This is a genomic window from Ensifer soli, assembly GCF_041928815.1.
In the GTDB taxonomy this organism is placed as follows: Bacteria; Pseudomonadota; Alphaproteobacteria; order Rhizobiales; family Rhizobiaceae; genus JBHFEI01.
On record NZ_JBHFEI010000012.1, the window covers coordinates 127,517 to 154,030 of the forward strand.

Here is a 26,514-nt window from a genome sequence, read left to right on the forward strand (position 1 = left end):
GGCGGGCGGGACGGCGCACGAAGGGTGGGCAGGGTTCTCTTGAGGATAAAGCTGGAACAAATTGTGGCAAGGCGAATCTGCAGGCGGCAGGCGGCGGCGGGGAGGGCGCGGTTTCCCCGGGAAAGGGTACGCGATTCAAACGATTTAAATTATTGTATTATAATTTAAATCGATTAATATACTGAAATCATTATTGTTTTAGCGTTGATTCCTCTTGTGCATCGCACAGGACTGTGGTTATCGTCCGCGGCATCGAAGCACTCCGACACTGAGGGGACGATACGCGCATGACCGAACATGGTATTCGCAATGCCGCCTGTGGGCTGGATCTCGCCGGTTTCTCCGACCTCGGCACGGTCCGCTACAATCTCGGCGCCGCCGCCCTCGTCGAGGAGGCGATTCGCAACGGCGAGGCCGAACTGACCGCCCACGGCGCTCTGCGTGCGCTGACAGGCCAGCACACCGGCCGTTCGCCGAAGGACAAGTTCATCGTCCGCGACGCCGAGACCGCGCCCGAGATCTGGTGGGAGAACAACCGGGCGATGTCGCCTGCCGCCTTCGCCCTGCTTCGTGCCGACATGCTCGACTATGCCAGGGGCAAGTCGCTCTACGTGCAGGACCTGATCGGCGGCGCGGACGCGGAAAATGCGCTGCCCTCGCGCGTCGTCACCGAATTCGCCTGGCACTCGCTGTTCATCCGCAACCTGCTGATCCGGCCGGACCGCGAGGCGCTCGCCACCTTCGTGCCGAAGCTGACCATCATCGACCTGCCCGGCTTCAAGGCCGATCCCGCCCGCCACGAATGCCGCACGGAAACCGTGATCGCCTGCGATTTCGTCAACGGCCTCGTGCTGATCGCCGGCACCTCCTATGCCGGCGAGATGAAGAAATCGGTGTTCACGGCGCTGAACTACCTGCTGCCGAAGAAAGGCGTCATGCCGATGCATTGCTCGGCCAATGTCGGTCCTTCCGGCGATGCCGCCGTGTTCTTCGGCCTCTCCGGCACGGGCAAGACGACGCTGTCGGCCGATCCCGCCCGCACCCTCATCGGCGACGACGAGCACGGCTGGGGCGAGCATGGCATCTTCAATTTCGAGGGCGGCTGCTACGCCAAGACCATCCGGCTTTCGGCCGAGGCCGAGCCGGAGATCTTCGCCACCACGCGCCGTTTCGGCACCGTGCTCGAGAACGTCATCCTCGACGAGAACCGCGTCCCCGACTTCAACGACGGCTCGCTCACGGAAAACACCCGCTGCGCCTATCCGCTCGACTTCATCCCGAATGCGAGCGCGACCGGCACCGCCGGCCATCCGAAGACGATCATCATGCTGACGGCGGATGCCTTCGGCGTGATGCCGCCGATCGCCCGGCTGACGCCGGAACAGGCGATGTACCACTTCCTCTCCGGCTACACCGCCAAGGTCGCCGGCACGGAAAAAGGCGTGACCGAGCCCGAGGCGACCTTCTCCACCTGCTTCGGCGCCCCCTTCATGCCGCGCCACCCCTCCGAATACGGCAACCTGCTGCGCGACCTGATCGCCAACCACGGCGTCACCTGCTTCCTGGTCAATACCGGCTGGACCGGCGGCGCCTACGGCGCTGGCCATCGCATGCCGATCAAGGCGACGCGGGCGCTGCTCGCCGCCGCGCTTGACGGCTCGCTGAACGCCGCCCGCTTCCGCACGGACGCGCATTTCGGCTTCGCCGTGCCGGTTTCTGTTCCGGGCGTCGACGCCCGCATCCTCGATCCGCGCTCGACCTGGGCCGACGGTGCCGCCTACGACCAGCAGGCCGCCCGCCTCGTCGGGATGTTCATCGAGAACTTTGCCAAGTTCGAATCCCATGTCGACGGCAGCGTGCGCGACGCGGCGCCGGGCCTGCGCATCGCCGCGGAATAAGGCGCAGCCTGCGAAAGCGTCGAAGGCCCGGTGCGGATGCGCCGGGCCTTCGTCCGTTTTCGGGCATTTGCGTCGCGGCCAAGCTGTGCGATACAGCGGACGGGATACGGCGGCGGTAGGCGAGACGGATGGCGAGCGAGCCCCTTTACATCAACAGCCGTATCGTCATTGCCGGCTGGGAACTGACGGAACAGTTCGTGCTGGCGGGCGGTCCCGGCGGGCAGAACGTCAACAAGGTCTCGACCGCCGTCCAGCTGTTCTACGATCTGGCGGGCTCGCCGGCGCTCGACGAGCGGGTGCGCGCCAATGCGAAACGGCTCGCCGGCCGCCGCCTTTCGAAGGACGGCGTGCTGATGATCGAGGCCAGCCGCTTCAGGAGCCAGGAGCGCAACCGCGAGGACGCGCGCGAACGGCTGAAGGACCTGATTCTCGAAGCCGCCGCCCCGCCGCCGCCGCCGCGCAAGAAGACGCGGCCGACCAAGGGGTCCGTCGAGCGCCGGCTGAAGGAAAAGGCCGGCCGCGCGGATGTCAAGCGGCTGCGCGGCAAGCCCGGCGGCGAGTGAGGCCGGCGCGGTCAGACCGCTGAAATGTCATCGACATTGCGTTCCGTCGCGCTATGTTCCGGCTGCGCCATGAGGGCGCCAAGGAGAGAGACATGGGTCTGTTCGATTTCATCAGGAACGCGGGCAAGAAACTCGGCATCGGCGACGACGACACGCCTCCGGAGGCCGAGGCCGTGAAGAAGGAACTGGAATCGCACGGTCTCGGCACCGACAAGGTGGATGTCGCCGTCGAGGGCGACAAGGTGGTGCTGAAGGGCGTCGTCGGCGACCAGTCGGTCTTCGAGAAGGCGGTCGTCGCCGTCGGCAACACGCTCGGCGTCTCCAAGGTCGAGGCGGGCGAACTGAAGATCGCGGAGGCGGAAGCCGAACCGGTCGAGGCCGCCGCACCGGTCTTCTACACGGTGAAGAAGGGCGACACGCTCTGGGAGATCGCCGAGAGCCAGTATGGCAAGGGCAAGGGCGCCAAGCACACGGCGATCTTCGAGGCGAACAAGCCGATGCTGAGCCATCCCGACAAGATCTATCCCGGTCAGGTCCTGCGCATTCCGCCGCTCGACTGACCTCTTGCGGCCGTTCCGGCCCGGCCGGGGCGGCCCGCCGACGCGAGGATGACGTGCCGATGCAGGTGCTGCCGAAAGGGCTTCGCCATATTCCAGGCTTTCTCGACCGGGCGCGGCAGGAGGCGCTGGTCGAGGCGATCCGTGCCGTGGTCGCCGAGGCGCCGCTCTTCGTTCCTGAAATGCCGCGCACCGGCAAGCCGATGTCGGTGCGCATGACCAATTGCGGCACGCTCGGCTGGGTCACGGACAAAGTGCGCGGCTATCGCTATCAGGCGGAACACCCGGTGACCGGCCGTCCCTGGCCGGCCATGCCGGCGATGCTGCTCGATCTCTGGAACACGGTTTCGGGGACGGAAAAGCAGCCCGAAGCCTGTCTCGTCAACTTCTACACCGAAGAGGCGCGCATGGGCCTGCACCAGGATCGCGACGAGGAGGATCTCGAAACGCCGGTCCTGTCGGTCTCGCTCGGCGACGCATGCCTCTTCCGCGTCGGCGGCACCGCGCGCGGCGGCCGGACCCAATCCTTCCGGCTGGAGAGCGGCGATCTCGTCGTGCTCGGCGGCGAGAGCCGGCTCGCCTTCCATGGCGTCGACCGCATCTATCCGATGACGTCGGGCCTGCTGAAAAACGGCGGGCGGATCAACCTGACACTTCGCCGGGTAAGGATCTGACCGCTCAGAGCTTGCGCAACGCCACGGTTTCGGTCAGGTGGTTCGGGCCCTTCTGCAGGATCAGGTCGGCGCGCGGGCGCGTCGGCAGGATGTTCCGGTGCAGGTTCTTCAGGTTGATGTCGCGCCAGAGCCCCTCGGCGATCTCCAGCGCGTCCGCCTCGCTGATTTCGGCGTAGCGTTTGAAATAGGACTCCGGATTCTTGAAGGCGGTTTCGCGCAGCCGCATGAAGCGGTTGACGTACCAGGTATGGATCAGGCTTTCCTCGGCATCGATGTAGATGGAGAAATCGAAGAAGTCCGAGACCATCGGTATGATCTTGCCGTCCGCGGGAAGATCGCGTGACTGCAGCACGTTGATGCCCTCGAAGATCAGGATGTCGGGGCGGTCGATGATGCGGAACGTGTCCGGCAGCACGTCGTAGGTCAGGTGCGAATAGGTCGGCGCGCGGACATTCGGCTGCCCGGCCTTGATCGCCGAGAGGAAGCGCAGCAGCCGGCCGATGTCGTAGCTTTCCGGAAAACCCTTCCGGTCCATCATGTTTTCGCGCTTCAGCACGGCGTTCGGATAGAGGAATCCATCTGTGGTGACGAGATCGACCTTGGGACTCGTCGGCCAGCGCGACAGCAGTTCCTGCAGGATGCGCGCCGTCGTCGACTTGCCGACGGCGACGGAGCCGGCGATGCCGATGACGAAGGGTGTCTTGGTTTCGTCCGGCAGGTCGAGGAACTGCTTGCGCTGCTCGAAGAGCAGCTGCGAGGATTCGACATGGGCGGAGAGCAGCCGCGACAGCGACAGGTAGATGCGCCGGACCTCGTCGAGATCGACCGGGTCGTTCAGCGAGCGCAGCCGCTTCACTTCGTCCATGGTCAGGGTCAGCGGCGTGTCGGCGCGGAAATGCGACCAGGCCTCGGCCGTGAAGAAACGATAGGGCGAGGTGTCGATATTGGCGAAGCGCTCCGGAATATCGGCGGGCACGAGATCTTTGGCGGCGATGGTCATCACGGCTGACGGCTTGCCTTTTCTTCTATGCCCGACCGCCGGGTGCGCCCCTCGAGCTCGGCCATGACATCATGTAACGATATGCCGGCGATCTTCAATACGACGATCAGATGATAGAGGAGGTCGGCGCTTTCGCCGACGAGTTCCTCGCGCGTGCCGGAGACGGCGGCGATGACGGTTTCCACCGCCTCCTCGCCGAGTTTCTTCGCGGCGCGGGGCTGGCCCTTGGAGACGAGCTTCGCCGTCCAGGAAGTCTCCGGCGAGGCCGTCGCCCGTTCGGCGACGATCGCTTCGAGATCGGCAAGCGTGAAGCGGGTCATGGGTCTTCTCCCGTCAGTCGAGCCGCATGGCGATACCGCGCCCGGCCATGTAGCGCTTTGCCTCGCCGATGCTGTAGGTGCCGAAATGGAAGATCGATGCCGCGAGCACCGCCGTCGCATGGCCGTCGCGGATGCCGTCGACCATATGGTCGAGCGTTCCGGCGCCGCCGGAGGCGACGACAGGGGCGCGCACGCTGTCGGCGATGGCGCGGGTTAGCGCGATGTCGTAGCCGTTCTTGGTGCCGTCGCGGTCCATCGAGGTGACGAGCAGCTCGCCGGCGCCGCGCGCCACCATGCGCTGCGCGAAGTCGACCGCGTCGATGCCGGTCGGCTGGCGGCCGCCATGGGTGAAGATCTCCCAGCGATCTGCTTCGGTTGCGGCCGACACCTTCTTCGCGTCGATCGAGACGACGATGCACTGGTTGCCGAACTTGTCGGCGGCGGCGGCGACGAAGTCCGGATCCTTCACCGCCGCCGAATTGATCGACACCTTGTCGGCGCCGCAGAGCAGCAGTTTGCGGATGTCGGCGAGCTGGCGCACGCCGCCGCCGACGGTGAGCGGCATGAAGCACTGGTCGGCGGTGCGCGCCACGACGTCGAAGATCGTGTCGCGATTGTCGGAGGAGGCGGTGATGTCGAGGAAGCAGAGCTCGTCGGCACCGGCCGCGTCATAGGCCTTCGCCGCCTCGACCGGATCGCCGGCATCGACGAGGTCGACGAAGTTGACGCCCTTGACGACGCGGCCATCCTTGACGTCAAGGCAGGGAATGACGCGTGCCTTCAGGGTCAAAGGACGGCCTCCTTCTTTTTCTGCCCGTCCTCGCCGCGATGCGGCTGCAGGCAGGGCGGGCGGTCCTTGACGTCGAGGCAGGGAATGACGCGTGCCTTGAGAATCAAAGGACCGCCTCCTTCTTCGCCTGCCGGATCAGTGCAAGGGCGGCGGCCGGGTCGATGCGGCCGTCATAGAGCGCCCGGCCTGAAATGGCCCCTTCGAGCCTTGCCGCATCGGGAGCGGTGAGCCTGCGGATGTCGTCGAGCGAGGCGAGCCCGCCGGAGGCGATGACGGGGATGGCGACCGCGTCGGCGAGCGCCAGCGTCGCGTCCCAGTTGATGCCGGCAAGGATGCCGTCCCGGTCGATGTCGGTATAGATGATCGCGGCGACGCCCGCGCCCTCGAATTTTTTCGCCAGCTCGATCACGCCGAGCTCGGAGGCCTCCGCCCAGCCCTCGACCGCCACCTTGCCGCCCTTGGCGTCGATGCCGACGGCGACCCGGCCCGGAAACAGCCGGCAGGCCTCGATGACGAGGGCCGGATCCCTGACGGCGATGGTGCCAAGAATGACGCGGGCGAGCCCTTTCGAAAGCCACGCCTCGATATGGGCGAGCGTGCGGATGCCGCCGCCGAGCTGAACCGGATTGCGCGTCGCCTTAAGGATGGCCTCGACGGCGGCGCCGTTGACCGATTCACCGGCGAAGGCGCCGTTGAGATCGACGACATGCAGCCATTCGAAGCCCTGGTCCTCGAAGGCTTTTGCCTGGGCGGCCGGGTCGGGATTGTAGACGGTCGCCTGTTCCATGTCGCCGAGCTTCAGGCGCACGCACTGACCGTCCTTGAGGTCGATCGCGGGGAAAAGGATCATGGTTCAGGGCCTCCAGCGGAGGAAGTTGGCGATGAGGGCGAGGCCGAGCGCCTGGCTCTTTTCCGGATGGAACTGGGCACCGGCCGTGTTCCCGCGCGCGACGAAGGCCGTCACCGGGCCGCCATAGCCGGCGGTGGCGACAATATCCTCCGCATTTTCGGCGGCGAGATGGTAGGAATGGACGAAATAGGCGTGCAGGCCGTCCGGCCCGGTCGCGATGCCGTCGAACAGCGGATGCGGGCGGACGAGTTCCAGCGTGTTCCAGCCGATCTGTGGGATCTTCAGCGCCGGATCGGCGGGCGTCATCTCGACGACATCGCCGGCGATCCAGCCGAAGCCCGGCGTGACGGTCTTTTCGAGGCCGCGCGAGGACATCAGCTGCATGCCGACGCAGATGCCGAAGAAGGGCCGGCCAGCCGTCTCGACCGTCTCCCGCAGCGCCTCCGTCATCCCGTCGACCGCATCGAGCCCGGCGCGGCAGTCGGCATAGGCGCCGACGCCCGGCAGCACGACGCGGTCGGCGCTCGCCACGCGCTCCGCCCGGTCGGTCAGCTCGATCTCGGCGTCGAGGCCCGCCTCGCGGGCGGCGCGCTCGAAGGCTTTCACCGCCGAGCGCAGGTTTCCGGACCCGTAGTCTATGATGGCGACGCGCATCAGCGCACTCCCTGCGGGCCGAAGAGGTCGTAAGTGGCGTTGCCCGCCGCCGCGCCGCCCGGAAGGGCGGGGGCGGTGGCGGCGCGCGAGGCGGCCTGACGTTCGGCGAATGCGGCTTCGGCCAGCCCGACCTCGGGCGCCGGAACGATGTCGGCGAGCGTCCAGCCCCCCGCGACGAGGCGGCCTGCGACGAAAAGCGGACCTTCGAGGCTGACGAGCAGGCCGAGCGCGATGTTCAGCACCATGCCTGCCAGCGTCGCCTGCCAGCTCTCGGCGACATCGGCAAGAAGGACGGCCGGGACGGTCTGCAGGAGAAGGACAGCGATGCCGGCAAGCCAGGCCCGATGGAAGAGGAGCCAGAAGGCGGGGAAGAAGAAGGCGAGCCAGCGGCCCTTGTCGGCGATCAGGCGGGCGGGGCGGTCGTCGCGCGCGCCACCCGGCGGCGTCAGGACGAGGTAGCTGATCATCGGCGTCCGTCCCCGTCCCCGCTCATGGAAAATCCCCGCTCATGCGAGCATGCCCTTGGTCGAGGGCACGCGGCCCTTTTGGCGCGGATCGATCTCGGTGGCGGCCCGCAGCACCCGCGCTACCGCCTTGAAGCAGGTCTCGGAAATATGATGGTTGTTGGCGCCGTAGATGTTCTGGACGTGCAGCGTCACCCCGGCGTTCTGGGCGAGCGCGTGGAAGAATTCCCGCACCAGCTCGGTGTCGAAGGTGCCGATCTTCGGCGCGGAAAAGGCGACCTTCCAGACCAGGAAGGGCCGGCCGGACACGTCGATCGCCGCCTTCGTCATCGTCTCGTCCATGGCGAGGTCGATCGAGGCGTAGCGGGTGATGCCGCGCCGGTCGCCGAGCGCTTCGGCGAGCGCCAGGCCGATGGCGATGCCGGTGTCCTCGACGGTGTGATGGTCGTCGACATGGAGGTCGCCCTTCACCTCGATCGCCATGTCGATCAGCGAATGGCGCGAGAGCTGGTCGAGCATGTGGTCGAAGAAGCCGACGCCGGTCGAGATCGTCGAGGTGCCGGTGCCGTCGACATTGACGGACACCTTGACCGAGGTCTCGTTGGTCTTGCGGGCGATGCTCGCGCTGCGGCCTTCTGCCATACTGGTCTCCCTCGGCGATTACCGCCGCTCCTTAACAGGCACGGGGCCAAATATCCAGAAGCCGGGCAAGGATTCGCGCGCGGCCGGGCCGCCTCTTTGCAACGGGCGGGGCCGCACTTACATAGGCCCCGAAGGACAGGCCCGACGGGGCCGCAACGGCCCCGGACCAAGGGGCAGAAACAGGCAATCCGATGAGTGAACACAACCCCTACGGCACGATGCACGCCACGACGATCATCACCGTGCGCAAGGACGGCAAGGTGGTGATGGCCGGCGACGGCCAGGTGAGCCTCGGCCAGACGGTGATGAAGTCGAACGCGCGCAAGGTGCGCCGCCTCGCCAAGGGCGAGGTGATCGCCGGTTTCGCCGGCGCCACCGCCGACGCCTTCACCCTGCTCGAAAGGCTGGAGGCAAAGCTCGAACAGTATCCCGGCCAGCTGATGCGCGCCGCCGTCGAGCTCGCCAAGGACTGGCGCACCAACAAGTATCTGCGCAATCTCGAAGCGATGATGCTCGTCGCCGACAGGTCGATCACGCTGGCGATCACCGGCAATGGCGACGTGCTGGAGCCCGAACACGGCACCATCGCCATCGGTTCGGGCGGCAACTATGCCTTCGCCGCCGCCCGCGCGCTGATGGACAGCGACAAGTCGGCCGAGGAGGTGGCGCGCCGGGCGCTCGAGATCGCCGGCGACATCTGCGTCTATACCAACCACAATGTGGTGGTGGAAACGCTCGATGCCGCCTGACCCGAGACGGATCGCCTTCGCCCCGGTGATGCCGGAGCACTATCCCCTTCTCGCCGCCTGGCTCGAGGCGCCGCACTGGCGGGAATGGTGGGGCGATCCGGTCGAGGAGCTCGGCTTCATCCGCGACATGGTGGAGGGCCGCGACACGACGCGCCCCTTCCTCATCCTCCTCGACGGCCGGCCGGTCGGCTACATCCAGGTCTGGTTCGTCGGCCATCACCAGAACGAAGGCTGGACGAAGGACCATCCCTGGCTTGCCGCGCTGCCGGCGAGGGCGGTCGGCGTCGACCTGTCGATCGGCGCGGAAGGCGACCTCTCCCGCGGCATCGGCTCGGCGGCGCTTGGCGCCTTCGTCGCGCGGCTTCGCGCTGAGGGCCACGACACCATCATCATCGATCCCGATCCCGCCAATGCCCGGGCGGTCCGTGCCTATGGGAAGGCCGGGTTCCGCCCGATCCCGGCTCTTCTCGGCCGCACCGGCGAGGGCGTGCTGATCCTGCAACACGATCCGAAAGCGAACGAGATATCATGACCAGTTTTTCCCCCCGCGAGATCGTTTCCGAGCTCGACCGCTTCATCATCGGCCAGCACGCCGCCAAGCGCGCCGTCGCCATCGCGCTGAGAAACCGCTGGCGCCGCCAGCAATTGAAAGACGACCTTCGCGACGAGGTGATGCCGAAGAACATCCTGATGATCGGCCCGACCGGCGTCGGCAAGACGGAGATCTCCCGCCGCCTCGCCAAGCTCGCCGGCGCGCCCTTCATCAAGGTCGAGGCGACCAAGTTCACCGAGGTCGGCTATGTCGGCCGCGATGTCGAGCAGATCGTGCGCGACCTGGTCGAGGTCGGCATCGCTCTGGTGCGCGAGAAGAAACGCGCCGAGGTGAAGGCGAAGGCACACCAGAACGCCGAGGAGCGCGTGCTCGACGCGCTGGTCGGCGCCACCGCTTCGCCGGCGACGCGCGAAAGCTTCCGCAAGAAGCTGCGCGCCAACGAGCTCGACGACAAGGAGATCGACATCGAGGTCGCCGACACGTCGTCGCCCGGAGGCGGCTTCGAGATCCCCGGCATGCCGGGCGCCAATGTCGGTATCCTCAACCTGTCGGAGATGTTCGGGAAGGCGATGGGCGGACGCACCAAGAAGGTGCGCACCACGGTGAAGGACAGCTATGCGATCCTGGTCGACGACGAGTCCGACAAGCTCCTCGACAGCGAGCAGATCCAGCGCGAGGCCGTCCGCTCGGCCGAGAACGACGGCATCGTCTTCATCGACGAGATCGACAAGATCGCTGCCCGCGACGGCGGCATCGGTGCCGGTGTTTCACGTGAAGGCGTGCAGCGCGACCTGCTGCCGCTGGTCGAGGGCACGACGGTCGCGACCAAATACGGACCGGTGAAGACGGACCACATCCTCTTCATCGCCTCCGGCGCCTTCCATGTGTCGAAGCCCTCGGACCTCCTGCCGGAGCTGCAGGGACGCCTGCCGATCCGTGTGGAGCTGCAGCCGCTGACCAAGGAGGATTTCCGCCGCATCCTGACGGAGACCGAGGCGAGCCTGATCCGGCAATATATCGCGCTGCTCGACACGGAAGAGGTGACGCTCGACTTCACCGACGACGCGATCGACGCGCTCGCCGACGTCGCGGTGCGACTGAACGGCAATGTCGAGAATATCGGCGCGCGGCGGCTGCAGACGGTGATGGAGCGGGTGCTGGACGAGATTTCCTTCACCGCGCCCGACCAGTCCGGGCAATCGCTGACGATCGATGCCGACTATGTGCGCCGCCATGTCGGCGAACTGTCGGAAAACACCGACCTGTCGCGCTATATCCTGTGACATTTCGGCGACCGGCCGCGTGCATTCGCGGCCGGTCGCAAAAAAGTGAGGCCCCTTCGCCTCGACAGCGCCACGGCTTCGGCCTAGGTCCATGCCTGTCCGCAGGATGCGTGCCTGATTCCCCTCAGGGGCTCGGTGTCGCCGGATGGCGCGGACGATGCTCAGCAGGAAGACGTGCGTTGCGCAAATTCGTTTCCATGGTCCTCGTCGCCCTCAGCCTGTCGCAGGCGCCAGCATTTGCCGGCGGCATTTCCGTCGTCCCCGACGGAAACCGCAATGCCGAGCAGCCGCATGTGCCCGGCGCCTCGGCGCGCCGCACGAAGGCCGGCCGCACCACCTTCGACGCCAAATACGAGAAGGTGCGCGACCTTCTCGCCGGCGACCGGCGACTGGTGGGCAAGATCAAGTCGGTGGCCGGCGCCTACGACATCGATCCGATCCATATCGTCGGCGCGATCGTCGGCGAACACACCTACAATGTCGACGCCTATGACCGGCTGCAGTCCTATTACGTCAAGGCGGCCGCCTATGCCGGCAACAGTTTCCGTTTCGGCTATGACGGCGAGAGCGTACGCGATTTCGTCTCGCGGCCGCAGTTCAGCGCCTGCGACGACGAAAAGGGCAGCTACGATCTCTGGTCCTGCCGCGAGCGGGTCTGGGAGGAGGAGTTCCGGGGTAAGCGCGTCGGTGGCCAGTCCTTCCCCGACAACCGCTTCAGCGCCGTGTTCTTCCAGCCCTTCTTCGCCGGCCAGACCTTCGGCCTCGGCCAGATGAATCCGCTGACCGCGCTGATGCTCACCGACACGGTTTCCAGGGTATCCGGCTACGAACGGCTCGACGAGCGCAATGCCAGCGGCGTCTACGAGGCGATCATGGATCCGGACGTCTCGCTCGCCTATGTCGCGGCGGCGATAAAGACCTCGATCGATGCCTATCGCCGCATCGCCGGCATGGACATTTCCGGCAATCCCGGCATCACCGCGACGCTCTACAACATCGGCGATCCGGAGCGGCGCGCCCGCGCCCTTGCCGCCAGGAACCGTGGCGGCAACCTCGTCTGGCCGGAGGAAAACTATTACGGCTGGCTGGTCAACGACAAGCTCGACGAGCTGAAGGCCCTGCTCTGAGCCAGCGTCGCGGCGGAAGGGTCGTGCATCGTCTTGACGTGGCCGCATTTGCGGCGGAGCCTTGGCGCCCCTCGATGAAAGCTGTCCGATGGATCTGAGACCCGAACCGTTCGAACCGCCGGCGCCGATCCCGCGCACCGTTCCGCCGTCGCGGCTCGAGATCATCCGCACCGTGCTGCGCAATCCGCTGGAACTCTGGGGCGAGCCCTCCTACACGCTGCCCTGGATCGAAACGAGCTTCGTCGGCCAGCGCACCGTCATCATCAACGATCCGGGCCTGATCCGCTACGTCCTCGTCGAGAACGCCGCCAATTACGAGATGTCGGAGGTCAGGCGACTGATTTTGCGGCCGATCCTGCGCGACGGGCTTTTGACGGCCGAGGGCGAGGTGTGGAAACGGTCGCGCAGGGCGATCGCACCCGTCTTCACCCCGCGCCATGCATGGGGCTTCGCCGACCAGATGCTGGACCGTTCGGAACGCTACGTGGCGAAATACGCGCCGGCCGACCGGGCGCCGATGGTGACCAACATCGCCGTCGACATGACGGAACTGACCTACGAGATCCTGTCGGAAACACTGTTTTCCGGCCAGATCGCCGCCGGTACCGACGGTTTTGCCGCCAGCGTCGACGAACTCCTGCACCGCATGGGCCGCGTCGATCCGATGGATCTTTTGCAGGCGCCGCCCTGGGTGCCGCGGCTGACGCGGATCGGCGGGAGGCGGGTGATGGAGAAATTCCGCGGCATCGTCCGTGACACGATGGATGCGCGGCGCCGGGCGATCGCGGCGGATCCCGATACCGTCCCGAACGACTTCCTGACGCTGCTGCTGCAGCTCGAGGGACCCCAGGGACTGACCACCGACGAGATTTCCGACAACATCTTGACCTTCATCGGCGCCGGCCACGAGACGACGGCGCGGGCGCTCGCCTGGACGCTGTATCTCGTCGCCAATGCGCCGGCTTTCCGCGAGGCGATGCACGAGGAGATCGACACGGTGCTGGCAAGCGGGGCGGCCCCCGTCGACTGGCTGGAGCGCATGCCGCATGTGCGCGCCGCCTTCGAGGAGGCGCTGCGCCTCTATCCGCCGGCGCCGTCGATCAACCGCGCCGCGATCACCGACGACCACTGGGTGTCGCCGGACGGAAAGCGCGTCGAGATCCCGGCCGGCGTCGCCGTGCTGGTCATGCCCTGGACGCTGCACCGCCACCAGCTCTACTGGGAAAAACCGCGCGCCTTCATGCCGGAACGCTTCCTGCCGGAAAACCGGGAAAAGCTGCACCGCTTCCAGTACCTGCCCTTCGGCGCCGGCCCGCGCATCTGCATCGGCGCCACCTTCGCGCTGCAGGAGGCGATCATCGCGCTCGCGGTGATGATGCGGCGCTATCGTTTCGATGTCACCGCGGAGACGGATCCCTGGCCGGTTCAGCGGCTGACGACCCAGCCGCGGGGCGGATTGCCGATGCGGGTGACGGCGCGCTGACGGCGCGGCCGGGCGCCTCCTGCTGGACCGACAGGACCGGGGACGCGGCCGGTGCCGGCTGCTGCGTCTGCTTCGGCGGCGTCTTGATCGTGGCGATCTGCGCGCAGGTCGCATCGCCGACATTCGTGCAGGGCATGTAGACGACGATCTCGCTGCCGGCGCCGTCGTCCCAGACCGCCTGGATCGTCAGCGTCTTCGCCGCCCCACCCGGCAGTGTGAGATAGACATAACGGGCCGTGTCGTCGCCCGGCAGGTTGAACGGGATCTGCGGATTGCATGGTGCCAGCGGAAAGCGCTTGTCGAGCGCATCGGAATTGATGGAATAGCGGATTTCCGACAGCCGGCAATGCATCGTCTGCAATGCGGTGAAATAGATCATCTGGCGCCCGTCATAGTCGCGGAACTGGATCCACCCGGTCGCCTTGTTGGCATCGAGCATCGCCTTGTAGATCGCGACGTCCGGCAACACCGGCGCATAGCGTTCCGCCTCCTCGGCCGCCGCCGGCAGGCTCGCGGCAACCGCGCCGGCGATCAAGAGGGCCCGGCACCCGGCCGACGACATCCACGGCATCTTCACCTCTCCTGCAGCACTTCAGGCACACACGCGTTTACCGGGAATGCCCTATCTGTCCCATTTACCGCAACTGTGCGGACGTCCGATCCGCTTCCGGTCTGACTGGGCATGCTCCGGAAACGGCGGCGACCCTCGCCCGGCTCTGTTTCTGTAGTATTTCCCCGGCACCTGTCCTATCACGGCCTCCTCTTCTCTCGAACGGACACCGCCGTGGACCAGACCTATTTTCTCGGCATCGATACCGGCGGCACCTATACGGATGCCGTCCTCTACAGCGAGGCCGGCGGCATCGCCGCCAAGGCGAAGGCGCTGACCACGCGGCACGATCTCTCCGTCGGCATCGCCGGCGCGGTCGACCGGGTTCTGTCGGCTTCCGGCATCGCCGTCGCCGCCATCCGCCTCGTCTCGCTGTCGACGACGCTCGCGACGAATGCGCTGGTCGAGGGGCAGGGCGGGCGCGCCGGACTGGTGATGATCGGCTTCGGCCCGGACGATCTCGGGCGCAACGGGCTTGCCGAGGCGCTCGGCGGCGATCCGGTCGTCTTCCTGCCCGGCGGGCACGACGTCCATGGCGGCGAGACGCCGCTCGACACGGCCGCGCTGGAGGCCGCCCTTCCCGATCTTTCCCGCTCCGTCTCCTCCTTCGCCGTCGCCGGCTATTTCGCCGTGCGCAATCCCGCGCACGAGATCCGCGCGCGGGAACTCATCCGCGGCGTCTCGCATCTGCCCGTCACCTGCAGCCACGAACTGTCGTCGAAGCTCGGCGGGCCGCGCCGGGCGCTGACGACGCTGCTCAATGCCCGGCTCGTCTCGATGATCGACCGGCTGATCGGCGCCTGCGAGGGCTTTCTGGACGCGCGCGGCATCCGCGCGCCGCTGATGGTCGTGCGCGGCGACGGCGCGCTGATGGCGGCGGCCGAGGCGCGGCTGCGGCCGATCGAGACCATCCTTTCCGGACCCGCCGCAAGCCTCGTCGGCGCCCGGCACCTGACCGGACTCGACAATGCCGTCGTCTCCGATATCGGCGGTACGACGACCGACGTCGCCGTGCTTGAGGATGGCTGCCCGCGCCTCGACGCGGAGGGCGCCGTCGTCGGCGGCCTGCGCACCATGGTCGAGGCGGTGGCGATGCGCACCTTCGGCCTGGGCGGCGATTCGGAGGTAACGGTCGACAACCGCGCCCTCGTCGCCACCCTGACGCTCGGGCCGCGCCGGCTGGTGCCGCTGAGCCTGCTTGCGCGCCAGCATCCGGATGCGGTCCTGCCCGTGCTCGACCGGCAGCTGCGCACCGGCCGTCCCGGCCGCCATGACGGACGCTTCGCCATCAGGACCGGTGTGCCGGGCCTGATGGAGGCGGGGCTCCAGCCACAGGAGCGCGCGCTTTACGAGCGGATCGGCGCCGCCCCGGTGGCGCTCGAGGCACTTTTGACCACGATGCCGCAGAAGGCGACGCTGGACCGGCTGGTGGCGCGCGGCCTCGTCCACATTTCCGGCTTCACGCCCTCCGACGCCATGCACGTGCTCGGGCGCCAGCAGCAGTGGCATGGCGCGGCGGCACGGCTCGGGGCGGCGCTGATGGCGCGCATCCGCGACGGCGCCGGACGGCCGGTCGCGGCGGGCGCCGAGGAACTGGCGCAGCGTGTGGAGGCGCGCATGACGCGGCAATCCGCCGAGGTGATCCTCGGCGCGGCCCTTGCCGAGGACGGCGGCGACGCCATCGATCCGGCGATGTCGCCGGCCGTCGACCGCGCGCTGCGCCGGGCCGGCGGCATCGTCCGCTTCGCGCTCTCGCTCGACCGGCCGCTGGTCGGCCTCGGCGCGGCGGCGCCGATCTACTATCCGGCGATCGCGGCGATGCTCGGCGCCCCGTCCTCCATCCCGGCCGATGCCGATGTCGCCAATGCCGTCGGCGCGGTGGTCGGGCAGGTGCGCGTCGGCGTCACCGCCGTCGTCACCATGCCGGAGGAGGGGATCTATCTCGTCCTCGGCCTCGGATCGGCGCTGCGCTTTTCCGGCGAGGCGGAGGCTCTTGCCGCCGCTCGGGACGGCGCTTGCGGCGCGGCGCGGGCCGCAGCGCGCGCGAACGGCAGCGACGAGCCGGTTCTCGACGTCGTCGAGGCGATCGACGCGCCGGAGATCGAGGGCCGGCGCCGGCTGGTCGAGGCGCGCATCACCGTGGTCGCCAGCGGACGGCCGCGCATCGCTGCCTGATCTTTTCCGTTCTTGCATAAATTCTTGGCGGTATTGCCGAATTGACACGGAATGAAAGCATGGGAAACTGTCGGTCTCTCCATGCAACCGGCAGAAGCCGGCCGGCATGGATCCTCCGACACGATGGGTGAAGCGAAGCGCGCGCCACGACGCGCGATCGCGGGCGACAGGGAGTTCAGCATGACGATGATCGAACGGGACGGACTGCGGATCGATGCCGCGCTCCACGACTTTCTGGTGAACGAGGCCCTGCCGGGGGTCGGTCTCGATGCCGATGCCTTCTTCGGCGACTTTTCCGCCATCGTCCACGATCTGGCGCCGAAGAACCGCGCGCTTCTCGCCAAGCGCGATGCGCTCCAGGAAAAGCTCGACGGCTGGTATCGCGACCACGGGGCGCCCTCCGACATGGAGGCCTACCAGTCCTTCCTGAGGGAGATCGGCTATCTCCTGCCCGAGGGCCCGGCGTTCCAGGTCTCGACCGACAATGTCGATCCCGAGATCGCCACCATCGCCGGGCCGCAGCTCGTCGTGCCGGTGATGAATGCCCGCTATGCGCTGAACGCGGCCAATGCCCGCTGGGGCTCGCTCTACGACGCACTCTACGGCACCGACGCGATTTCCGAGGCGGACGGCGCCGGGAAGGGCAAGGGCTACAATCCGGTGCGGGGCGCGAAGGTCGTCGCCTGGGTCCGCGCGTTCCTCGATGAAAGCGTGCCGCTCGACGGCGGGCGCTGGAGCGACGCGCGCGGCTTCGCCGTCGAGAATGGCAGGCTTGCGGTCAGGGGCGACGGCGCGGCACTGGCGCTGAGGGAGGCCGGCCAGTTTGCCGGCTATGCGGGCGAGGCGGCCGCGCCGGACCGGCTGTTCTTCACGAGAAACAATCTCCATGTCGAGATCGTCATCGACGCCGCGACGCCGACCGGAGCTGCGGATCCGGCGTCGATCTCGGACGTCCGGCTCGAATCGGCCGTCACCGCGATCATGGACTGCGAGGATTCCGTCGCCGCCGTCGATGCCGAGGACAAGGTCGTCGTCTACCGCAACTGGCTCGGCCTGATGCGCGGCGACCTGACGGAGGAGGTGGCGAAGGGCGGCCGGACCTTCACCCGCAGGCTCAACCCGGATGTCGAATTCACCGCGCCAGACGGCGGCCAGCGGATCCTCAAGGGCCGGTCGCTGATGCTGGTGCGCAATGTCGGCCACCTGATGACCAACCCGGCGATCCTCGACCGGAACGGCGACGAGGTGCCGGAAGGCATCATGGACGCGATGATCACCGCGGCGATCGCGCTCTACGACATCGGGCCGAAGGGCCGGCGGATGAATTCGCGCCTCGGCTCGATGTATGTCGTCAAGCCGAAGATGCACGGGCCGGAGGAGGTCGGCTTCGCCTGCGAGATCTTCTCCCGCGTCGAGGCGGCGCTGAGGATGCCCGCGAACACGATCAAGATGGGCATCATGGACGAGGAGCGCCGCACCACGGTCAACCTCAAGGAATGCATCCGCGCCGCGCGCGAGCGGGTCGTCTTCATCAATACCGGCTTCCTCGACCGCACCGGCGACGAGATCCACACCTCGATGGAAGCCGGGCCGATGATCCGCAAGGGCGACATGAAGCAGGCGGCCTGGATTTCGGCCTACGAGAACTGGAACGTCGGCATCGGCCTCGAATGCGGTCTTGCCGGCCACGCGCAGATCGGCAAGGGCATGTGGGCGATGCCCGATCTGATGGCGGCGATGCTCGAACAGAAGATCGCCCATCCGAAGGCCGGCGCCAACACCGCCTGGGTTCCGTCGCCGACGGCGGCGACGCTGCATGCGACGCATTACCACCGCGTCGATGTCGCCGAGGTGCAGGCGGGGCTGAAGAACCGGCCGCGGGCGAAGCTTTCCGACATCCTCTCGGTGCCGGTGGCGCAGCGGCCGAACTGGACGGCCGACGACATCCAGCGCGAGCTCGACAACAATGCGCAGGGCATCCTCGGCTATGTCGTGCGCTGGGTCGACCAGGGCGTCGGTTGCTCCAAGGTGCCGGACATCAACAATGTCGGGCTGATGGAGGACCGGGCGACGCTGCGCATCTCCGCCCAGCACATGGCGAACTGGCTGCGCCACGGCGTGGTGACGCAGGCGCAGATCGTCGAGACGATGAGAAGGATGGCGGCGGTCGTCGACGGGCAGAATGCCGGCGATCCGCTGTATCAGCCGATGGCCGGCCGGTTCGACACCTCGATCGCCTTCCAGGCGGCCCTCGATCTCGTGCTGCAGGGCCGCGTCCAGCCGAACGGCTATACCGAGCCTGTGCTGCACCGCCGCCGGCTGGAACTGAAGGCGGCGGGAGCCTGAAGGCCCGCCTGCCGGCAAACGAAAGGCCGCACTCCAAAGGGAGCGCGGCCTTTTCGGCGCCTGAGGCAAGTCCCGCTGACGGCGCGGCGGGACTTGCGTAGGAAGAAAGGCGGTAAAGCCTGCGCGCTGATCCGAAAGATCGCGGCGGGCGTCCGGCGGTGCCGTTTACTGCTGGACGATGACGCGGGCGTTCTTGCCGGGCCGGACGCGCGAATAGAGATCGATGATGTCCTGGTTCATCAGGCGGATGCAGCCCGACGAGGCGGCCGTGCCGATCGAAGCCCATTCCGGCGTTCCATGCAGGCGGAACAGCGTGTCCTGGCCCTTCTCGTTGAAGAGGTAGAGCGCCCGGGCGCCGAGCGGATTCCTGAGGCCCGGGCCCATGCCTTCCTTGACATACTGGGCGACGTCGGGACGGCGCTTGGCCATCTCCTCCGGCGGATGCCAGGTCGGCCATTCCTGCTTCCAGGCGATATAGGCCTCGCCCTGCCAGGCAAAACCCTGCTTGCCGACGCCGATGCCGTAGCGCACCGCCTTGCCGCCCGGCAGCACGTAGTAGAGGAAGCGGCTCGGCGTGTTGACGACGATCGTGCCCGGGCGCTCCCTGGTGGCATAGTCGACGATCTGGCGGTGGAAGCGCTTGTCCACCTTCGAGATCGGGATCGCGGGCAGCGGATAGCCGTGGTCCTCCACCGCGCCGTAGCCCTCGGAGAAGATCTGGTTGGTGGCGACGGCGACCGTCTCGCCCTTGCCCGCGCTGGACGAGGTGGTCTGCGAGCAGCCGGTCAGGGCGAGCGTAGCCGCAAGGCTACACAGGAGAAATGCGTGGCGAAGGCGCATGGAGGTCTCTTGAGAAAGTGCGAAGGAATCCGGGTCTGTCCGACCATCTGCTAGTATGGTTTATTTTCGATTAAAACCATGATGGCAAGGCTTTGCGGTGCAGCATGCGGAGGGCCCGGCGGCAATGTCCGGGCGCATGGCTTTTTTGCAACAAACCGGTCCCTGTGGCAAACTCGGGCGATGACGATTCTGAGCTTGCACACAGATAATCCGCTGATCGACGGGCGCCAGTCGGCCCGCGCCATGATGGTCCGGCGCGGCGTCCAGCGTTTCCTCGCCGAATCACGTCACGCGGTTCTCGCGGAGATGACGCTTGCGAGCGGCAGGCGGGCCGACCTCGTCGCGCTGTCGCCGAAGGGCGAGATCTGGATCATCGAGATCAAGACCTCGATCGAGGACTTCCGCTCGGACCGCAAATGGCCGTCCTACCGCGACTTTTGCGACCGGCTGTTCTTCGCCTCGCACGAGGGCGTGCCCCGCGGGATCTTTCCGGACGACTGCGGCCTGCTGCTCGCCGACGGCTACGGCGCAGCACTGCTGCGCGAGGCGCCCGAACACCGGCTGGCGCCCTCCACGCGGAAATCCGTCTCGCTTGCCTTCGCGCGGCTCGCCGCCCAGCGCCTGACGCTCGCCGAATGGGCGACGGACCGGGATCCGGAGACCGGGGCTGCAATCCGCGGCATCGTCTCCGGCGCGGCCGACTGACGACGGTTTCCGGCTGGAATGGAGAGCATGGCGCAGGCCCGCTCTTCCAGCCGTATCGCCCCCGGCAGGCGCTGGAACATGCTGCGATCCTGGAGCCTGCCCGGCACAGACGAGGGGTTCACCGGACAGGCTCTGTCTCTTCATCCCGACGCAGTGTCCGGCCTTCCCATCAGAGCCGGACCGGACATGCGTCGCGTTCGCCGACACGTTTCATGCATTATTTTCTCGTCATGCCTATTTCGGCGCGCGCTTGGCGAGGATGCGCTGCAGCGTGCGGCGGTGCATGTTGAGCCGGCGCGCGGTTTCCGAAACGTTGCGCTCGCACATCTCGTAGACGCGCTGGATGTGCTCCCAGCGCACCCGGTCGGCCGACATCGGATTTTCCGGCAGTTCGACGCGCTCCCCGGCCTTCTGCACCAGCGCGCCGAAGATCTCGTCGGCATCGGCGGGCTTGGCGAGATAATCGATGGCGCCGAGCTTCACCGCCGTCACGGCGGTGGCGATGTTCCCGTAGCCTGTCAGCATGATGATGCGGGTGTCGTCCCGTCGCCCGCGGATCGCCTCGATCACGTCGAGCCCGCTGCCGTCGCCGAGGCGCAGGTCGATCACCGCATGGCGCGGCGGGTTCGCCTTCGCCTTGGCGATGCCCTCCGCCACCGATTCGGCGATCTCCACGGTAAAGCCGCGCGCCTCCATCGCCCGTGCCAGCCGGCGGACGAAGGGGCCGTCGTCGTCGACGATCAGGAGCGAGGGATCCGGGCCGATCGCGTCCTGGACATCGGGGGAGGGCTCGCTCGTCTCGCTCATCTTGTCGTTCCTGCGCTCTATTTTCGCCGTCTATAGCAGATCCATGCCCGGATGGATCGCCGCGTGGCGAGAAAATTGCCGCACTAAAGAGCCTGGCGGGCGAATCCCGCCTCCATCTGGTGTCGCGGCCAGACGACGCGGACGCGGGCGCCCGGCTGCTCGGCGCCGCCATTCTCGAAGGTGAGGCGCGCGCCGGAGCGTTCGAGCAGCGTTTTGGCGATGAAGAGGCCGAGGCCGAGGCCGCCGGCGCTGTCCTCCTTCTGCCGGCGCGTGACATAGGGCTCGCCGATCCGGGCGAGAATGTCAGGGGCGAAACCGTCGCCGTCGTCCTCGATCGTCACCGAGACCGCATCCGGGGTATGCTCGGCCGTCACCGTCACAGCGCTCGCCGCATGGTCGACGGCGTTTTCGAGGAGATTGCCGAGGCCGTAGAGAATGCCGGCATTGCGCTTGCCGACGGGCTCGGAGGCCCGCTCGCCGCGCTCGACGAGGCGGATGGCAATGCCGAATTCGCGATGCGGCGCGGCCACCTCCTCGATCAGGGACGAGAGCGGCAGCAGGCGCATCTGCTCCTCGTTTTCCGAGGAGAGGGTGGTGAGCCGGCGCAGGATGTCGCGGCAGCGCTCGCTCTGGCTGCGCAGGAGGTGCACGTCCTCGCCGAAGCGCGGATCCTCGCCGAATTCGCGCTCCATCTCGCGCGCGACGACGCTGATCGTCGCGAGCGGCGTGCCGAGCTCATGGGCGGCGGCGGCGGCGAGCCCGTCGAGCTGCGACAGGTGCGTTTCCCGCTCCAGCGCCAGCTCGGTCGCGGCAAGGGCCGCGGAGAGCTCGTTCGTCTCCAGCGAGACGCGATAGGTGTAGAAGGCGGCAAAGGCGGTGGTGGCAACGATGGCGAACCAGAAGCCGGCCATCTGGACGGGCGGCACATGCAGCTCGCTGCCCGGATACCAGGGCAGGGGGAAAGGGGTGAAGGCGAGCGCGCTGACGCCGGCGAAGGCGAGCCCGGCGAGCCAGAGGCTGTACTGCCGCGGCAGCGAGGCCGAGGAGATGATGACGGGGACGCAGACGAGCGGTGCGAAGGGATTGGCGAGACCGCCGGTGATGAACAGCAGCGCCATCAGCTGCGACAGGTCGAAGCCGAGCAGGACGAGGGCGGCGAGCGGCTCGAGCCGCAGCGACGGCGGATAGCGCAGCCTGAGCGCGACATTGAGGCAGGCGAGCGTCGCGATCAGCGCGACCGACGGCAGCAGCGGCAGGGGAAAGCGAAGCCAGAAGGCGACGATGAGGACCGCGATCGTCTGCCCGCCCACCGCCAGCCAGCGCAGCCGGACAAGCGTCTCGAGCCGCAGCGTCCGGCTGGTGAATTGTCGGTTCCCGACGCTGATCATGCCTGCCATGCCGCCTCCCTGTCTCGTGCGCCGCTCCATGCGCCGCCCTCTCGTCATGTACCACGCGGCTTCGCCCGTGTCGTCGGGGCGGCCTCTGCCGGGTTTTCCGGCCAGGGATGGCGCGGATAGCGCCCGCGCATCTCGGCGCGCACGTCCTTCCACGATCCCGCCCAGAAGCCCGGCAGGTCGCGGGTCGTCTGGATCGGTCGCCCGCCCGGCGAAACGAGCTCGAAGACGAGCGGCAGGCGGCCGCCGCCGATCCGCGGGTGGCTCGTTAGCCCGAACAGTTCCTGGACCCGGAGCGACACGACCGGAGCGTCGCCATCGTAGCGGATCGCGTGGCGCTGGCCGGTCGGCGCCTCGAAATGGGTCGGGGCGAGCTGCGCCAGCAGGCGGCGCCCGGCGGGATCGACAAGGGAGAGCAGCCCCTCGCCGAGGCTGCCGGGCGTGATCTCGTCGAGGCCGCGCGCCGCGTGCTGGAAGGGGACGAACCAGTCGTCGAGCCTCTCGAGCAGGGCCTGGTCGCCGACGTCCGGCCAGGGCGCGCCGAGGCTTCGATGGAGAAAGCCGAGCCGGTCGCGCAGCTGCGTCCCGTCGCGCGAGAAGGGCAGGGAACCAAGGCCGAGAAGGCGCACGCCTTCGGCAAGGGCCGCGGCGGCGGCCGCACCGTTCGGGCGCGGCAGCGGCGCCTCGTCCAGCACCAGCGCGCCGAGCCGCCGCACCTGCCGCGCCCGGACCTGTCGGCTGGCGCGGTCGAACACCGTCTGCGTCTCGCGCACGATCCGGTCCGCCATCCGCGCCTCGACCTCGCCGCGTGCCAGCGCCGCCGCGGCGACGATCCGCGCCCGCCCGGCCTTGCCGGTGAGATCGGCGACGACCAGCATCTCCTCGCCGGCAAGCCGCTCGGTCTCCTCCAGCTCGCCGCCGCGCCCGTTCGCCATGACGAATCGGCCGCGTCCGCCGCGCTGCAGCGCGATCCGGTCGGCGAAGGCGTGGACCAGCAGCGCGCCGGCGGAAACCGGGCCGGTCGGGGCGTCCGCCTTGCCCCGGCCGGCGCTCGCGGCGATCCGCCGCGCGAGGCCGCGCGCGGCCTCCGCCCGCTCGCTGCGATCGGCGCGAAACCGGCGCAGGCGATCGTCGAGATCGACGCCGCTGCCGCCGAGCCCCTGTTCGGTCAGGAGCAGGGCGAGCATCGCCGCCTCGCGCGCCTCTCCCTCCTCCGCCGCCTCGATCACCATGGCGGCGAGACGCGGCGGCAGCGGCAGCGCGCGGATTGCCGCGCCGCGCGGCGTGATCCGCCCGTCCGCGTCAAGCGCGCCGAGCGTCGCCAGCAGCGCGCGTGCCTCGTCCAGCGCCGCTTGCGGCGGTGGATCGACGAAGGCGAGCGTCGCGGGGTCGGTAACGCCCCAGGAGGCGAGGTCGAGCACGAAGCCGGAAAGGTCGCTTGAAAGAATCTGCGGCGGCGTGAAGGCCGGAAGGCTTGCTGTCTGGCCGGCATGCCAGAGGCGGATCGCCTTGCCGGGTTCCGTGCGTCCGGCACGCCCCGCCCGCTGGTCGGCGGAGGCGCGCGAGACACGCACCGTCTCCAGCCGGGTGAAGCCGGTCGAGGGCTCGAAGACCGGCAGGCGGGCGAGGCCGCTGTCGATGACGATGCGCACGCCGTCGATGGTGATCGATGTTTCGGCGATCGACGTTGCGAGTACCACCTTGCGCTGTCCGCCGGGCGCGGGGCGGATCGCCGCATCCTGCTCCTTCTGCGACAGCATGCCATAGAGTGGCGCGACATGCGTGTCGGCGGCCAGACGTCCTTCGAGCCGTTCGGCGGTGCGTCGGATCTCCGCCTGTCCGGGCAGGAAGGCAAGGATGGAACCGGGCTCGGTCGCGAGCGCCTCGAGGATGGTGCGGGCCACCGCATCCTCGATCCGTTCGGTGCCGGGCCTGTCGCGATGGAGGATCTCGACCGGAAAGCTGCGGCCGTGGCTTTCGATCACCGGCGCGGCACCCATCAGCGCCGCCACCCGTTCCGTGTCGAGCGTCGCCGACATGACGAGGACGCGCAGGTCCTCGCGCAGCGCCTGCTGCACGTCGAGCGCCAGCGCCAGGCCGAGATCGGCCTCGAGCGAGCGCTCGTGGAATTCGTCGAAGAGCACCGCGCCGATGCCCGCCAGTTCGGGATCGGCGAGCACCATCCCGGCGAAGACGCCTTCGGTCACGACCTCGATGCGCGTGCGCGCCGAGATCCTCGTGTCGAGCCGCATCCGGTAGCCGACCGTCTCGCCGACCGCCTCGCCGAGGATCGCCGCCATCCGCGCCGCCGCCGCCCGGGCGGCCAGCCGGCGCGGCTCGAGCAGCACGATGCGGCTGTCGCCGCGAAAGGGCTGATCGAGGAGGAAGAGCGGCACCAGTGTCGTCTTGCCGGCGCCGGGCGGCGCGGCGAGCACCGCGCGGTTGCCCCCGGCAAGCGCCGCGCCGAGGGCGGGCAGCGCCTCGCGGACGGGAAGGTCTGGCAGTCGGATCATCGTCGGTCACGCTCCTCGGCGCGGCCAAAGCCGCTTTCAGGACCGCCATGCGGCACGCAGGCGGGCATCCGCAGGCGGATTTACCCGCCGGGCGCCCGGCGTTCAACGATGCTTGTCGCCGAAGCGAGACCGTTCCGGTGCCGGACGCGGCGGCAACCACAAAAGCGGAAAGCGTTTCCGGTGAATCCACCCGTCGCCGGAAGCGTTCCTAGGTGTCGCGCGCGCGCTCATAGGCGAGGATCGCCCCGGCGAGGTCCTCCAGCGCCGCGCCGACGGACTTGAACAGGGTGATCTCCTCCGCATCCGTCCGTCCGGGGTGGCGGCCCTGCATCAGATCGAAGAGATCGGCGCGGATGTCGGCTTCCGAAATCACGCCCTCGCGGATCGGCTGGACGAGATCGCCGCCTTCCGACAGCGCGCCGTCGCGCGTATCGACGAAGAGGCTGGCACGGCGGACCGAAGCGTCGTCGCTTTCGCGCATGTCGGGACGGAAGGCACCGACGAGATCGACATGGGCGCCCGGCTTCAACCACGCGCCGCGCACCAGCGGCGTGGTGGAGAGCGTCGCCGCCGAGACGATGTCGGCGTCCCGCACCGCGCGTTCGAGATCGTCGGCGACGGTGATGTCCACACCCTCCACCGCCAACGCCGCAGCCGCCCCTCGCGCTTTCGAAGGGTCGCGGGCCCAGATCGTCGCGCGCCGGATCGGCCGGACCGTCGCATGGGCGGCGACGAGGTTGGCCGAAAGGCGCCCGGCGCCGATCACCGTCAGGGTTTCGGCATCCTCGCGGGCGAGCCGGCTCGCGGCCAGCGCCGAGGCCGCGGCGGTGCGCCGTGCCGTCAGTTCCCCGCCATCGACCATTGCCAGCGGAACGCCTGTCTCCCCCGACATCAGCATGTAATTGCCCTGCACCGCCGGCAGGCCGCGCGCGCCGTTCGACGGAAAGACCGCGACGATCTTCACGCCCGCATAGCGCCCGGGCACCCAAGCGGGCATCAGGAGCAATGTCGCCGGATCCGCGCCGGGCACGGCGACGGTATGGTGGTGGCGCACCGGCATGACGCAGCCGCCGCGGAACATGGTGGAAAGCGCATCGATCAGCGCGGGCCAGGAAAGAAGGTCGCGGGTCCGGGTTTCGTCGAGAAGAAGCATCGGCCGTCCATGAGAATGAGCCAGGGAAGCGATCAGAATGCGCGCAAACACCCGAGGATGCCAGCCCTTGCAAACAGGCACCCAGAAGACGTCACGTTCTGCATGGTCTCCATTTTGGGCGAAGGCCCGCCGGATGCGGCACACGCCGCTCAGACCGTGCCATATGACGCGATTTCGCCCTGATTTTGGCGCCCTCGTTCCCCCCAAGTTTGAATTTATCTAACATTATCAGTGATTTGAGCGATTTTTGAAATTTCTTTGACGGATGGTGTTGACGATTGGGAATGGGTAGGACTATAACCCGCTCACCAACGAGGGCGGCGGCGCTGCTGGCGACCGACGAACTCGCTCTGAAGTTTCTTGA

The 26,514-nt window shown here is 67.9% G+C and carries 25 protein-coding genes; 12 read left to right on the forward strand and 13 right to left on the reverse strand.

The genetic code is table 11. From position 1 onward, the window contains the following. Window positions 1-287 precede the first annotated feature (287 nt). From ACEVQ6_RS18110 to ACEVQ6_RS18125, 4 genes are all read left to right on the forward strand, one after another. Complete coding sequence (locus ACEVQ6_RS18110) at window positions 288-1,898, forward strand: phosphoenolpyruvate carboxykinase (RefSeq protein ID WP_374890441.1); 1,611 nt, start codon at window positions 288-290, stop codon at window positions 1,896-1,898. 128 nt (window positions 1,899-2,026) lie between these two features. Continuing rightward, complete coding sequence (gene arfB / locus ACEVQ6_RS18115) at window positions 2,027-2,461, forward strand: alternative ribosome rescue aminoacyl-tRNA hydrolase ArfB (RefSeq protein WP_374890442.1); 435 nt, start codon at window positions 2,027-2,029, stop codon at window positions 2,459-2,461. A gap of 92 nt (window positions 2,462-2,553) precedes the next feature. Beyond that, window positions 2,554-3,021 carry a peptidoglycan-binding protein LysM gene (gene lysM, locus ACEVQ6_RS18120; RefSeq protein WP_374890443.1) on the forward strand — a complete coding sequence of 156 codons (468 nt, stop codon included), beginning with the start codon at window positions 2,554-2,556 and terminating at the stop codon, window positions 3,019-3,021. A gap of 59 nt (window positions 3,022-3,080) precedes the next feature. After that, window positions 3,081-3,692 carry an alpha-ketoglutarate-dependent dioxygenase AlkB family protein gene (locus ACEVQ6_RS18125; protein ID WP_374890444.1) on the forward strand — a complete coding sequence of 204 codons (612 nt, stop codon included), beginning with the start codon at window positions 3,081-3,083 and terminating at the stop codon, window positions 3,690-3,692. 4 nt (window positions 3,693-3,696) lie between these two features. Here ACEVQ6_RS18125 and coaA read toward each other — a convergent pair whose 3' ends face one another. The 7 genes from coaA to hisB form a co-directional block, all read right to left on the reverse strand. After that, window positions 3,697-4,692: a type I pantothenate kinase gene (gene coaA, locus ACEVQ6_RS18130; protein ID WP_374890470.1), complete on the reverse strand. Its 996-nt coding sequence runs from the start codon at window positions 4,690-4,692 to the stop codon at window positions 3,697-3,699. Beyond that, window positions 4,692-5,012: a phosphoribosyl-ATP diphosphatase gene (locus ACEVQ6_RS18135; RefSeq protein WP_374890445.1), complete on the reverse strand. Its 321-nt coding sequence runs from the start codon at window positions 5,010-5,012 to the stop codon at window positions 4,692-4,694. The genes coaA and ACEVQ6_RS18135 overlap by 1 nt, the downstream gene beginning before the upstream one ends. A 13-nt stretch (window positions 5,013-5,025) precedes the next feature. Beyond that, window positions 5,026-5,802: an imidazole glycerol phosphate synthase subunit HisF gene (hisF, locus tag ACEVQ6_RS18140; RefSeq protein ID WP_374890446.1), complete on the reverse strand. Its 777-nt coding sequence runs from the start codon at window positions 5,800-5,802 to the stop codon at window positions 5,026-5,028. 103 nt (window positions 5,803-5,905) lie between these two features. Next, the gene (gene hisA / locus ACEVQ6_RS18145; RefSeq protein ID WP_374890447.1) at window positions 5,906-6,652 is read right to left on the reverse strand and encodes a 1-(5-phosphoribosyl)-5-[(5-phosphoribosylamino)methylideneamino]imidazole-4-carboxamide isomerase; all 747 of its coding nucleotides are present in this window, start codon (window positions 6,650-6,652) and stop codon (window positions 5,906-5,908) included. 3 nt (window positions 6,653-6,655) lie between these two features. Further along, the gene (hisH, locus tag ACEVQ6_RS18150; RefSeq protein WP_374890448.1) at window positions 6,656-7,306 is read right to left on the reverse strand and encodes an imidazole glycerol phosphate synthase subunit HisH; all 651 of its coding nucleotides are present in this window, start codon (window positions 7,304-7,306) and stop codon (window positions 6,656-6,658) included. Then, window positions 7,306-7,773, reverse strand: a complete 468-nt coding sequence (locus ACEVQ6_RS18155) for a DUF2628 domain-containing protein (protein WP_374890449.1) — start codon at window positions 7,771-7,773, stop codon at window positions 7,306-7,308. Before ACEVQ6_RS18155 ends, hisH begins: the two co-directional genes overlap by 1 nt. 39 nt (window positions 7,774-7,812) lie before the next feature. Then, the gene (hisB, locus tag ACEVQ6_RS18160) at window positions 7,813-8,412 is read right to left on the reverse strand and encodes an imidazoleglycerol-phosphate dehydratase HisB (protein WP_374890450.1); all 600 of its coding nucleotides are present in this window, start codon (window positions 8,410-8,412) and stop codon (window positions 7,813-7,815) included. Between the two features lie 191 nt (window positions 8,413-8,603). On the opposite strand from hisB, the gene hslV reads away from it, so the two are divergent. The 5 genes from hslV (at window position 8,604) to ACEVQ6_RS18185 (ending at window position 13,607) form a co-directional block, all read left to right on the forward strand. Then, window positions 8,604-9,161: an ATP-dependent protease subunit HslV gene (gene hslV, locus ACEVQ6_RS18165; RefSeq protein ID WP_374890451.1), complete on the forward strand. Its 558-nt coding sequence runs from the start codon at window positions 8,604-8,606 to the stop codon at window positions 9,159-9,161. After that, window positions 9,151-9,693: a GNAT family N-acetyltransferase gene (locus tag ACEVQ6_RS18170; protein ID WP_374890452.1), complete on the forward strand. Its 543-nt coding sequence runs from the start codon at window positions 9,151-9,153 to the stop codon at window positions 9,691-9,693. The genes hslV and ACEVQ6_RS18170 overlap by 11 nt, the downstream gene beginning before the upstream one ends. Then, complete coding sequence (gene hslU, locus ACEVQ6_RS18175) at window positions 9,690-10,997, forward strand: ATP-dependent protease ATPase subunit HslU (protein WP_374890453.1); 1,308 nt, start codon at window positions 9,690-9,692, stop codon at window positions 10,995-10,997. The genes ACEVQ6_RS18170 and hslU overlap by 4 nt, the downstream gene beginning before the upstream one ends. Window positions 10,998-11,194: 197 nt before the next feature. Beyond that, entirely contained in the window at window positions 11,195-12,124 is a 930-nt protein-coding gene (locus ACEVQ6_RS18180) for a DUF1402 family protein (protein WP_374890471.1), read from the forward strand. 88 nt (window positions 12,125-12,212) lie between these two features. Continuing rightward, window positions 12,213-13,607, forward strand: coding sequence for a cytochrome P450 (locus ACEVQ6_RS18185; protein WP_374890454.1), 1,395 nt, complete (start codon window positions 12,213-12,215; stop codon window positions 13,605-13,607). Here the strand turns inward: ACEVQ6_RS18185 and ACEVQ6_RS18190 are convergent. Continuing rightward, on the reverse strand, window positions 13,522-14,178 hold the full coding sequence (locus ACEVQ6_RS18190; protein ID WP_374890455.1) for a hypothetical protein: 657 nt from the start codon (window positions 14,176-14,178) through the stop codon (window positions 13,522-13,524). The genes ACEVQ6_RS18185 and ACEVQ6_RS18190 overlap by 86 nt on opposite strands. A 213-nt stretch (window positions 14,179-14,391) precedes the next feature. Here ACEVQ6_RS18190 and ACEVQ6_RS18195 point away from each other — a divergent pair, with 213 nt between their 5' ends. Both ACEVQ6_RS18195 and ACEVQ6_RS18200 read left to right on the forward strand, forming a co-directional pair. After that, complete coding sequence (locus tag ACEVQ6_RS18195) at window positions 14,392-16,392, forward strand: hydantoinase/oxoprolinase N-terminal domain-containing protein (protein WP_374890456.1); 2,001 nt, start codon at window positions 14,392-14,394, stop codon at window positions 16,390-16,392. A 180-nt stretch (window positions 16,393-16,572) separates the two neighbouring features. Continuing rightward, a complete protein-coding gene (locus ACEVQ6_RS18200; RefSeq protein WP_374890457.1) occupies window positions 16,573-18,738 on the forward strand; it encodes a malate synthase G in 2,166 nt (721 codons plus the stop codon). 165 nt (window positions 18,739-18,903) lie between these two features. Here ACEVQ6_RS18200 and ACEVQ6_RS18205 read toward each other — a convergent pair whose 3' ends face one another. Next, window positions 18,904-19,578, reverse strand: a complete 675-nt coding sequence (locus ACEVQ6_RS18205) for a L,D-transpeptidase (RefSeq protein ID WP_374890458.1) — start codon at window positions 19,576-19,578, stop codon at window positions 18,904-18,906. A 180-nt stretch (window positions 19,579-19,758) separates the two neighbouring features. On the opposite strand from ACEVQ6_RS18205, the gene ACEVQ6_RS18210 reads away from it, so the two are divergent. Then, window positions 19,759-20,283, forward strand: a complete 525-nt coding sequence (locus ACEVQ6_RS18210) for an MmcB family DNA repair protein (protein ID WP_374890459.1) — start codon at window positions 19,759-19,761, stop codon at window positions 20,281-20,283. Window positions 20,284-20,517: 234 nt separating this feature from the next. Here the strand turns inward: ACEVQ6_RS18210 and ACEVQ6_RS18215 are convergent, their stop codons facing one another. From ACEVQ6_RS18215 to ACEVQ6_RS18230, 4 genes are all read right to left on the reverse strand, one after another. After that, a complete protein-coding gene (locus ACEVQ6_RS18215; RefSeq protein ID WP_374890460.1) occupies window positions 20,518-21,090 on the reverse strand; it encodes an ActR/PrrA/RegA family redox response regulator transcription factor in 573 nt (190 codons plus the stop codon). An 83-nt stretch (window positions 21,091-21,173) separates the two neighbouring features. Then, complete coding sequence (locus ACEVQ6_RS18220) at window positions 21,174-22,478, reverse strand: ActS/PrrB/RegB family redox-sensitive histidine kinase (protein ID WP_374890472.1); 1,305 nt, start codon at window positions 22,476-22,478, stop codon at window positions 21,174-21,176. A gap of 53 nt (window positions 22,479-22,531) precedes the next feature. After that, on the reverse strand, window positions 22,532-24,997 hold the full coding sequence (hrpB, locus tag ACEVQ6_RS18225; protein WP_374890461.1) for an ATP-dependent helicase HrpB: 2,466 nt from the start codon (window positions 24,995-24,997) through the stop codon (window positions 22,532-22,534). 208 nt (window positions 24,998-25,205) lie between these two features. Continuing rightward, entirely contained in the window at window positions 25,206-26,150 is a 945-nt protein-coding gene (locus ACEVQ6_RS18230) for an ornithine cyclodeaminase family protein (RefSeq protein ID WP_374890462.1), read from the reverse strand. Window positions 26,151-26,514 lie beyond the last annotated feature (364 nt).

Coding starts and splice junctions, on each gene's coding strand:
- ACEVQ6_RS18110 (WP_374890441.1), top strand. CDS start 288: ATGACCGAACATGGTATTCGCAATGCCGCCTGTGGGCTGGATCTCGCC.
- arfB (WP_374890442.1), top strand. CDS start 2,027: ATGGCGAGCGAGCCCCTTTACATCAACAGCCGTATCGTCATTGCCGGC.
- lysM (WP_374890443.1), top strand. CDS start 2,554: ATGGGTCTGTTCGATTTCATCAGGAACGCGGGCAAGAAACTCGGCATC.
- ACEVQ6_RS18125 (WP_374890444.1), top strand. CDS start 3,081: ATGCAGGTGCTGCCGAAAGGGCTTCGCCATATTCCAGGCTTTCTCGAC.
- coaA (WP_374890470.1), bottom strand. CDS start 4,692: ATGACCATCGCCGCCAAAGATCTCGTGCCCGCCGATATTCCGGAGCGC.
- ACEVQ6_RS18135 (WP_374890445.1), bottom strand. CDS start 5,012: ATGACCCGCTTCACGCTTGCCGATCTCGAAGCGATCGTCGCCGAACGG.
- hisA (WP_374890447.1), bottom strand. CDS start 6,652: ATGATCCTTTTCCCCGCGATCGACCTCAAGGACGGTCAGTGCGTGCGC.
- hisH (WP_374890448.1), bottom strand. CDS start 7,306: ATGCGCGTCGCCATCATAGACTACGGGTCCGGAAACCTGCGCTCGGCG.
- ACEVQ6_RS18155 (WP_374890449.1), bottom strand. CDS start 7,773: ATGATCAGCTACCTCGTCCTGACGCCGCCGGGTGGCGCGCGCGACGAC.
- hisB (WP_374890450.1), bottom strand. CDS start 8,412: ATGGCAGAAGGCCGCAGCGCGAGCATCGCCCGCAAGACCAACGAGACC.
- hslV (WP_374890451.1), top strand. CDS start 8,604: ATGAGTGAACACAACCCCTACGGCACGATGCACGCCACGACGATCATC.
- ACEVQ6_RS18170 (WP_374890452.1), top strand. CDS start 9,151: ATGCCGCCTGACCCGAGACGGATCGCCTTCGCCCCGGTGATGCCGGAG.
- hslU (WP_374890453.1), top strand. CDS start 9,690: ATGACCAGTTTTTCCCCCCGCGAGATCGTTTCCGAGCTCGACCGCTTC.
- ACEVQ6_RS18180 (WP_374890471.1), top strand. CDS start 11,195: ATGGTCCTCGTCGCCCTCAGCCTGTCGCAGGCGCCAGCATTTGCCGGC.
- ACEVQ6_RS18185 (WP_374890454.1), top strand. CDS start 12,213: ATGGATCTGAGACCCGAACCGTTCGAACCGCCGGCGCCGATCCCGCGC.
- ACEVQ6_RS18190 (WP_374890455.1), bottom strand. CDS start 14,178: ATGCCGTGGATGTCGTCGGCCGGGTGCCGGGCCCTCTTGATCGCCGGC.
- ACEVQ6_RS18200 (WP_374890457.1), top strand. CDS start 16,573: ATGACGATGATCGAACGGGACGGACTGCGGATCGATGCCGCGCTCCAC.
- ACEVQ6_RS18205 (WP_374890458.1), bottom strand. CDS start 19,578: ATGCGCCTTCGCCACGCATTTCTCCTGTGTAGCCTTGCGGCTACGCTC.
- ACEVQ6_RS18210 (WP_374890459.1), top strand. CDS start 19,759: ATGACGATTCTGAGCTTGCACACAGATAATCCGCTGATCGACGGGCGC.
- ACEVQ6_RS18215 (WP_374890460.1), bottom strand. CDS start 21,090: ATGAGCGAGACGAGCGAGCCCTCCCCCGATGTCCAGGACGCGATCGGC.
- ACEVQ6_RS18220 (WP_374890472.1), bottom strand. CDS start 22,478: ATGATCAGCGTCGGGAACCGACAATTCACCAGCCGGACGCTGCGGCTC.
- hrpB (WP_374890461.1), bottom strand. CDS start 24,997: ATGATCCGACTGCCAGACCTTCCCGTCCGCGAGGCGCTGCCCGCCCTC.
- ACEVQ6_RS18230 (WP_374890462.1), bottom strand. CDS start 26,150: ATGCTTCTTCTCGACGAAACCCGGACCCGCGACCTTCTTTCCTGGCCC.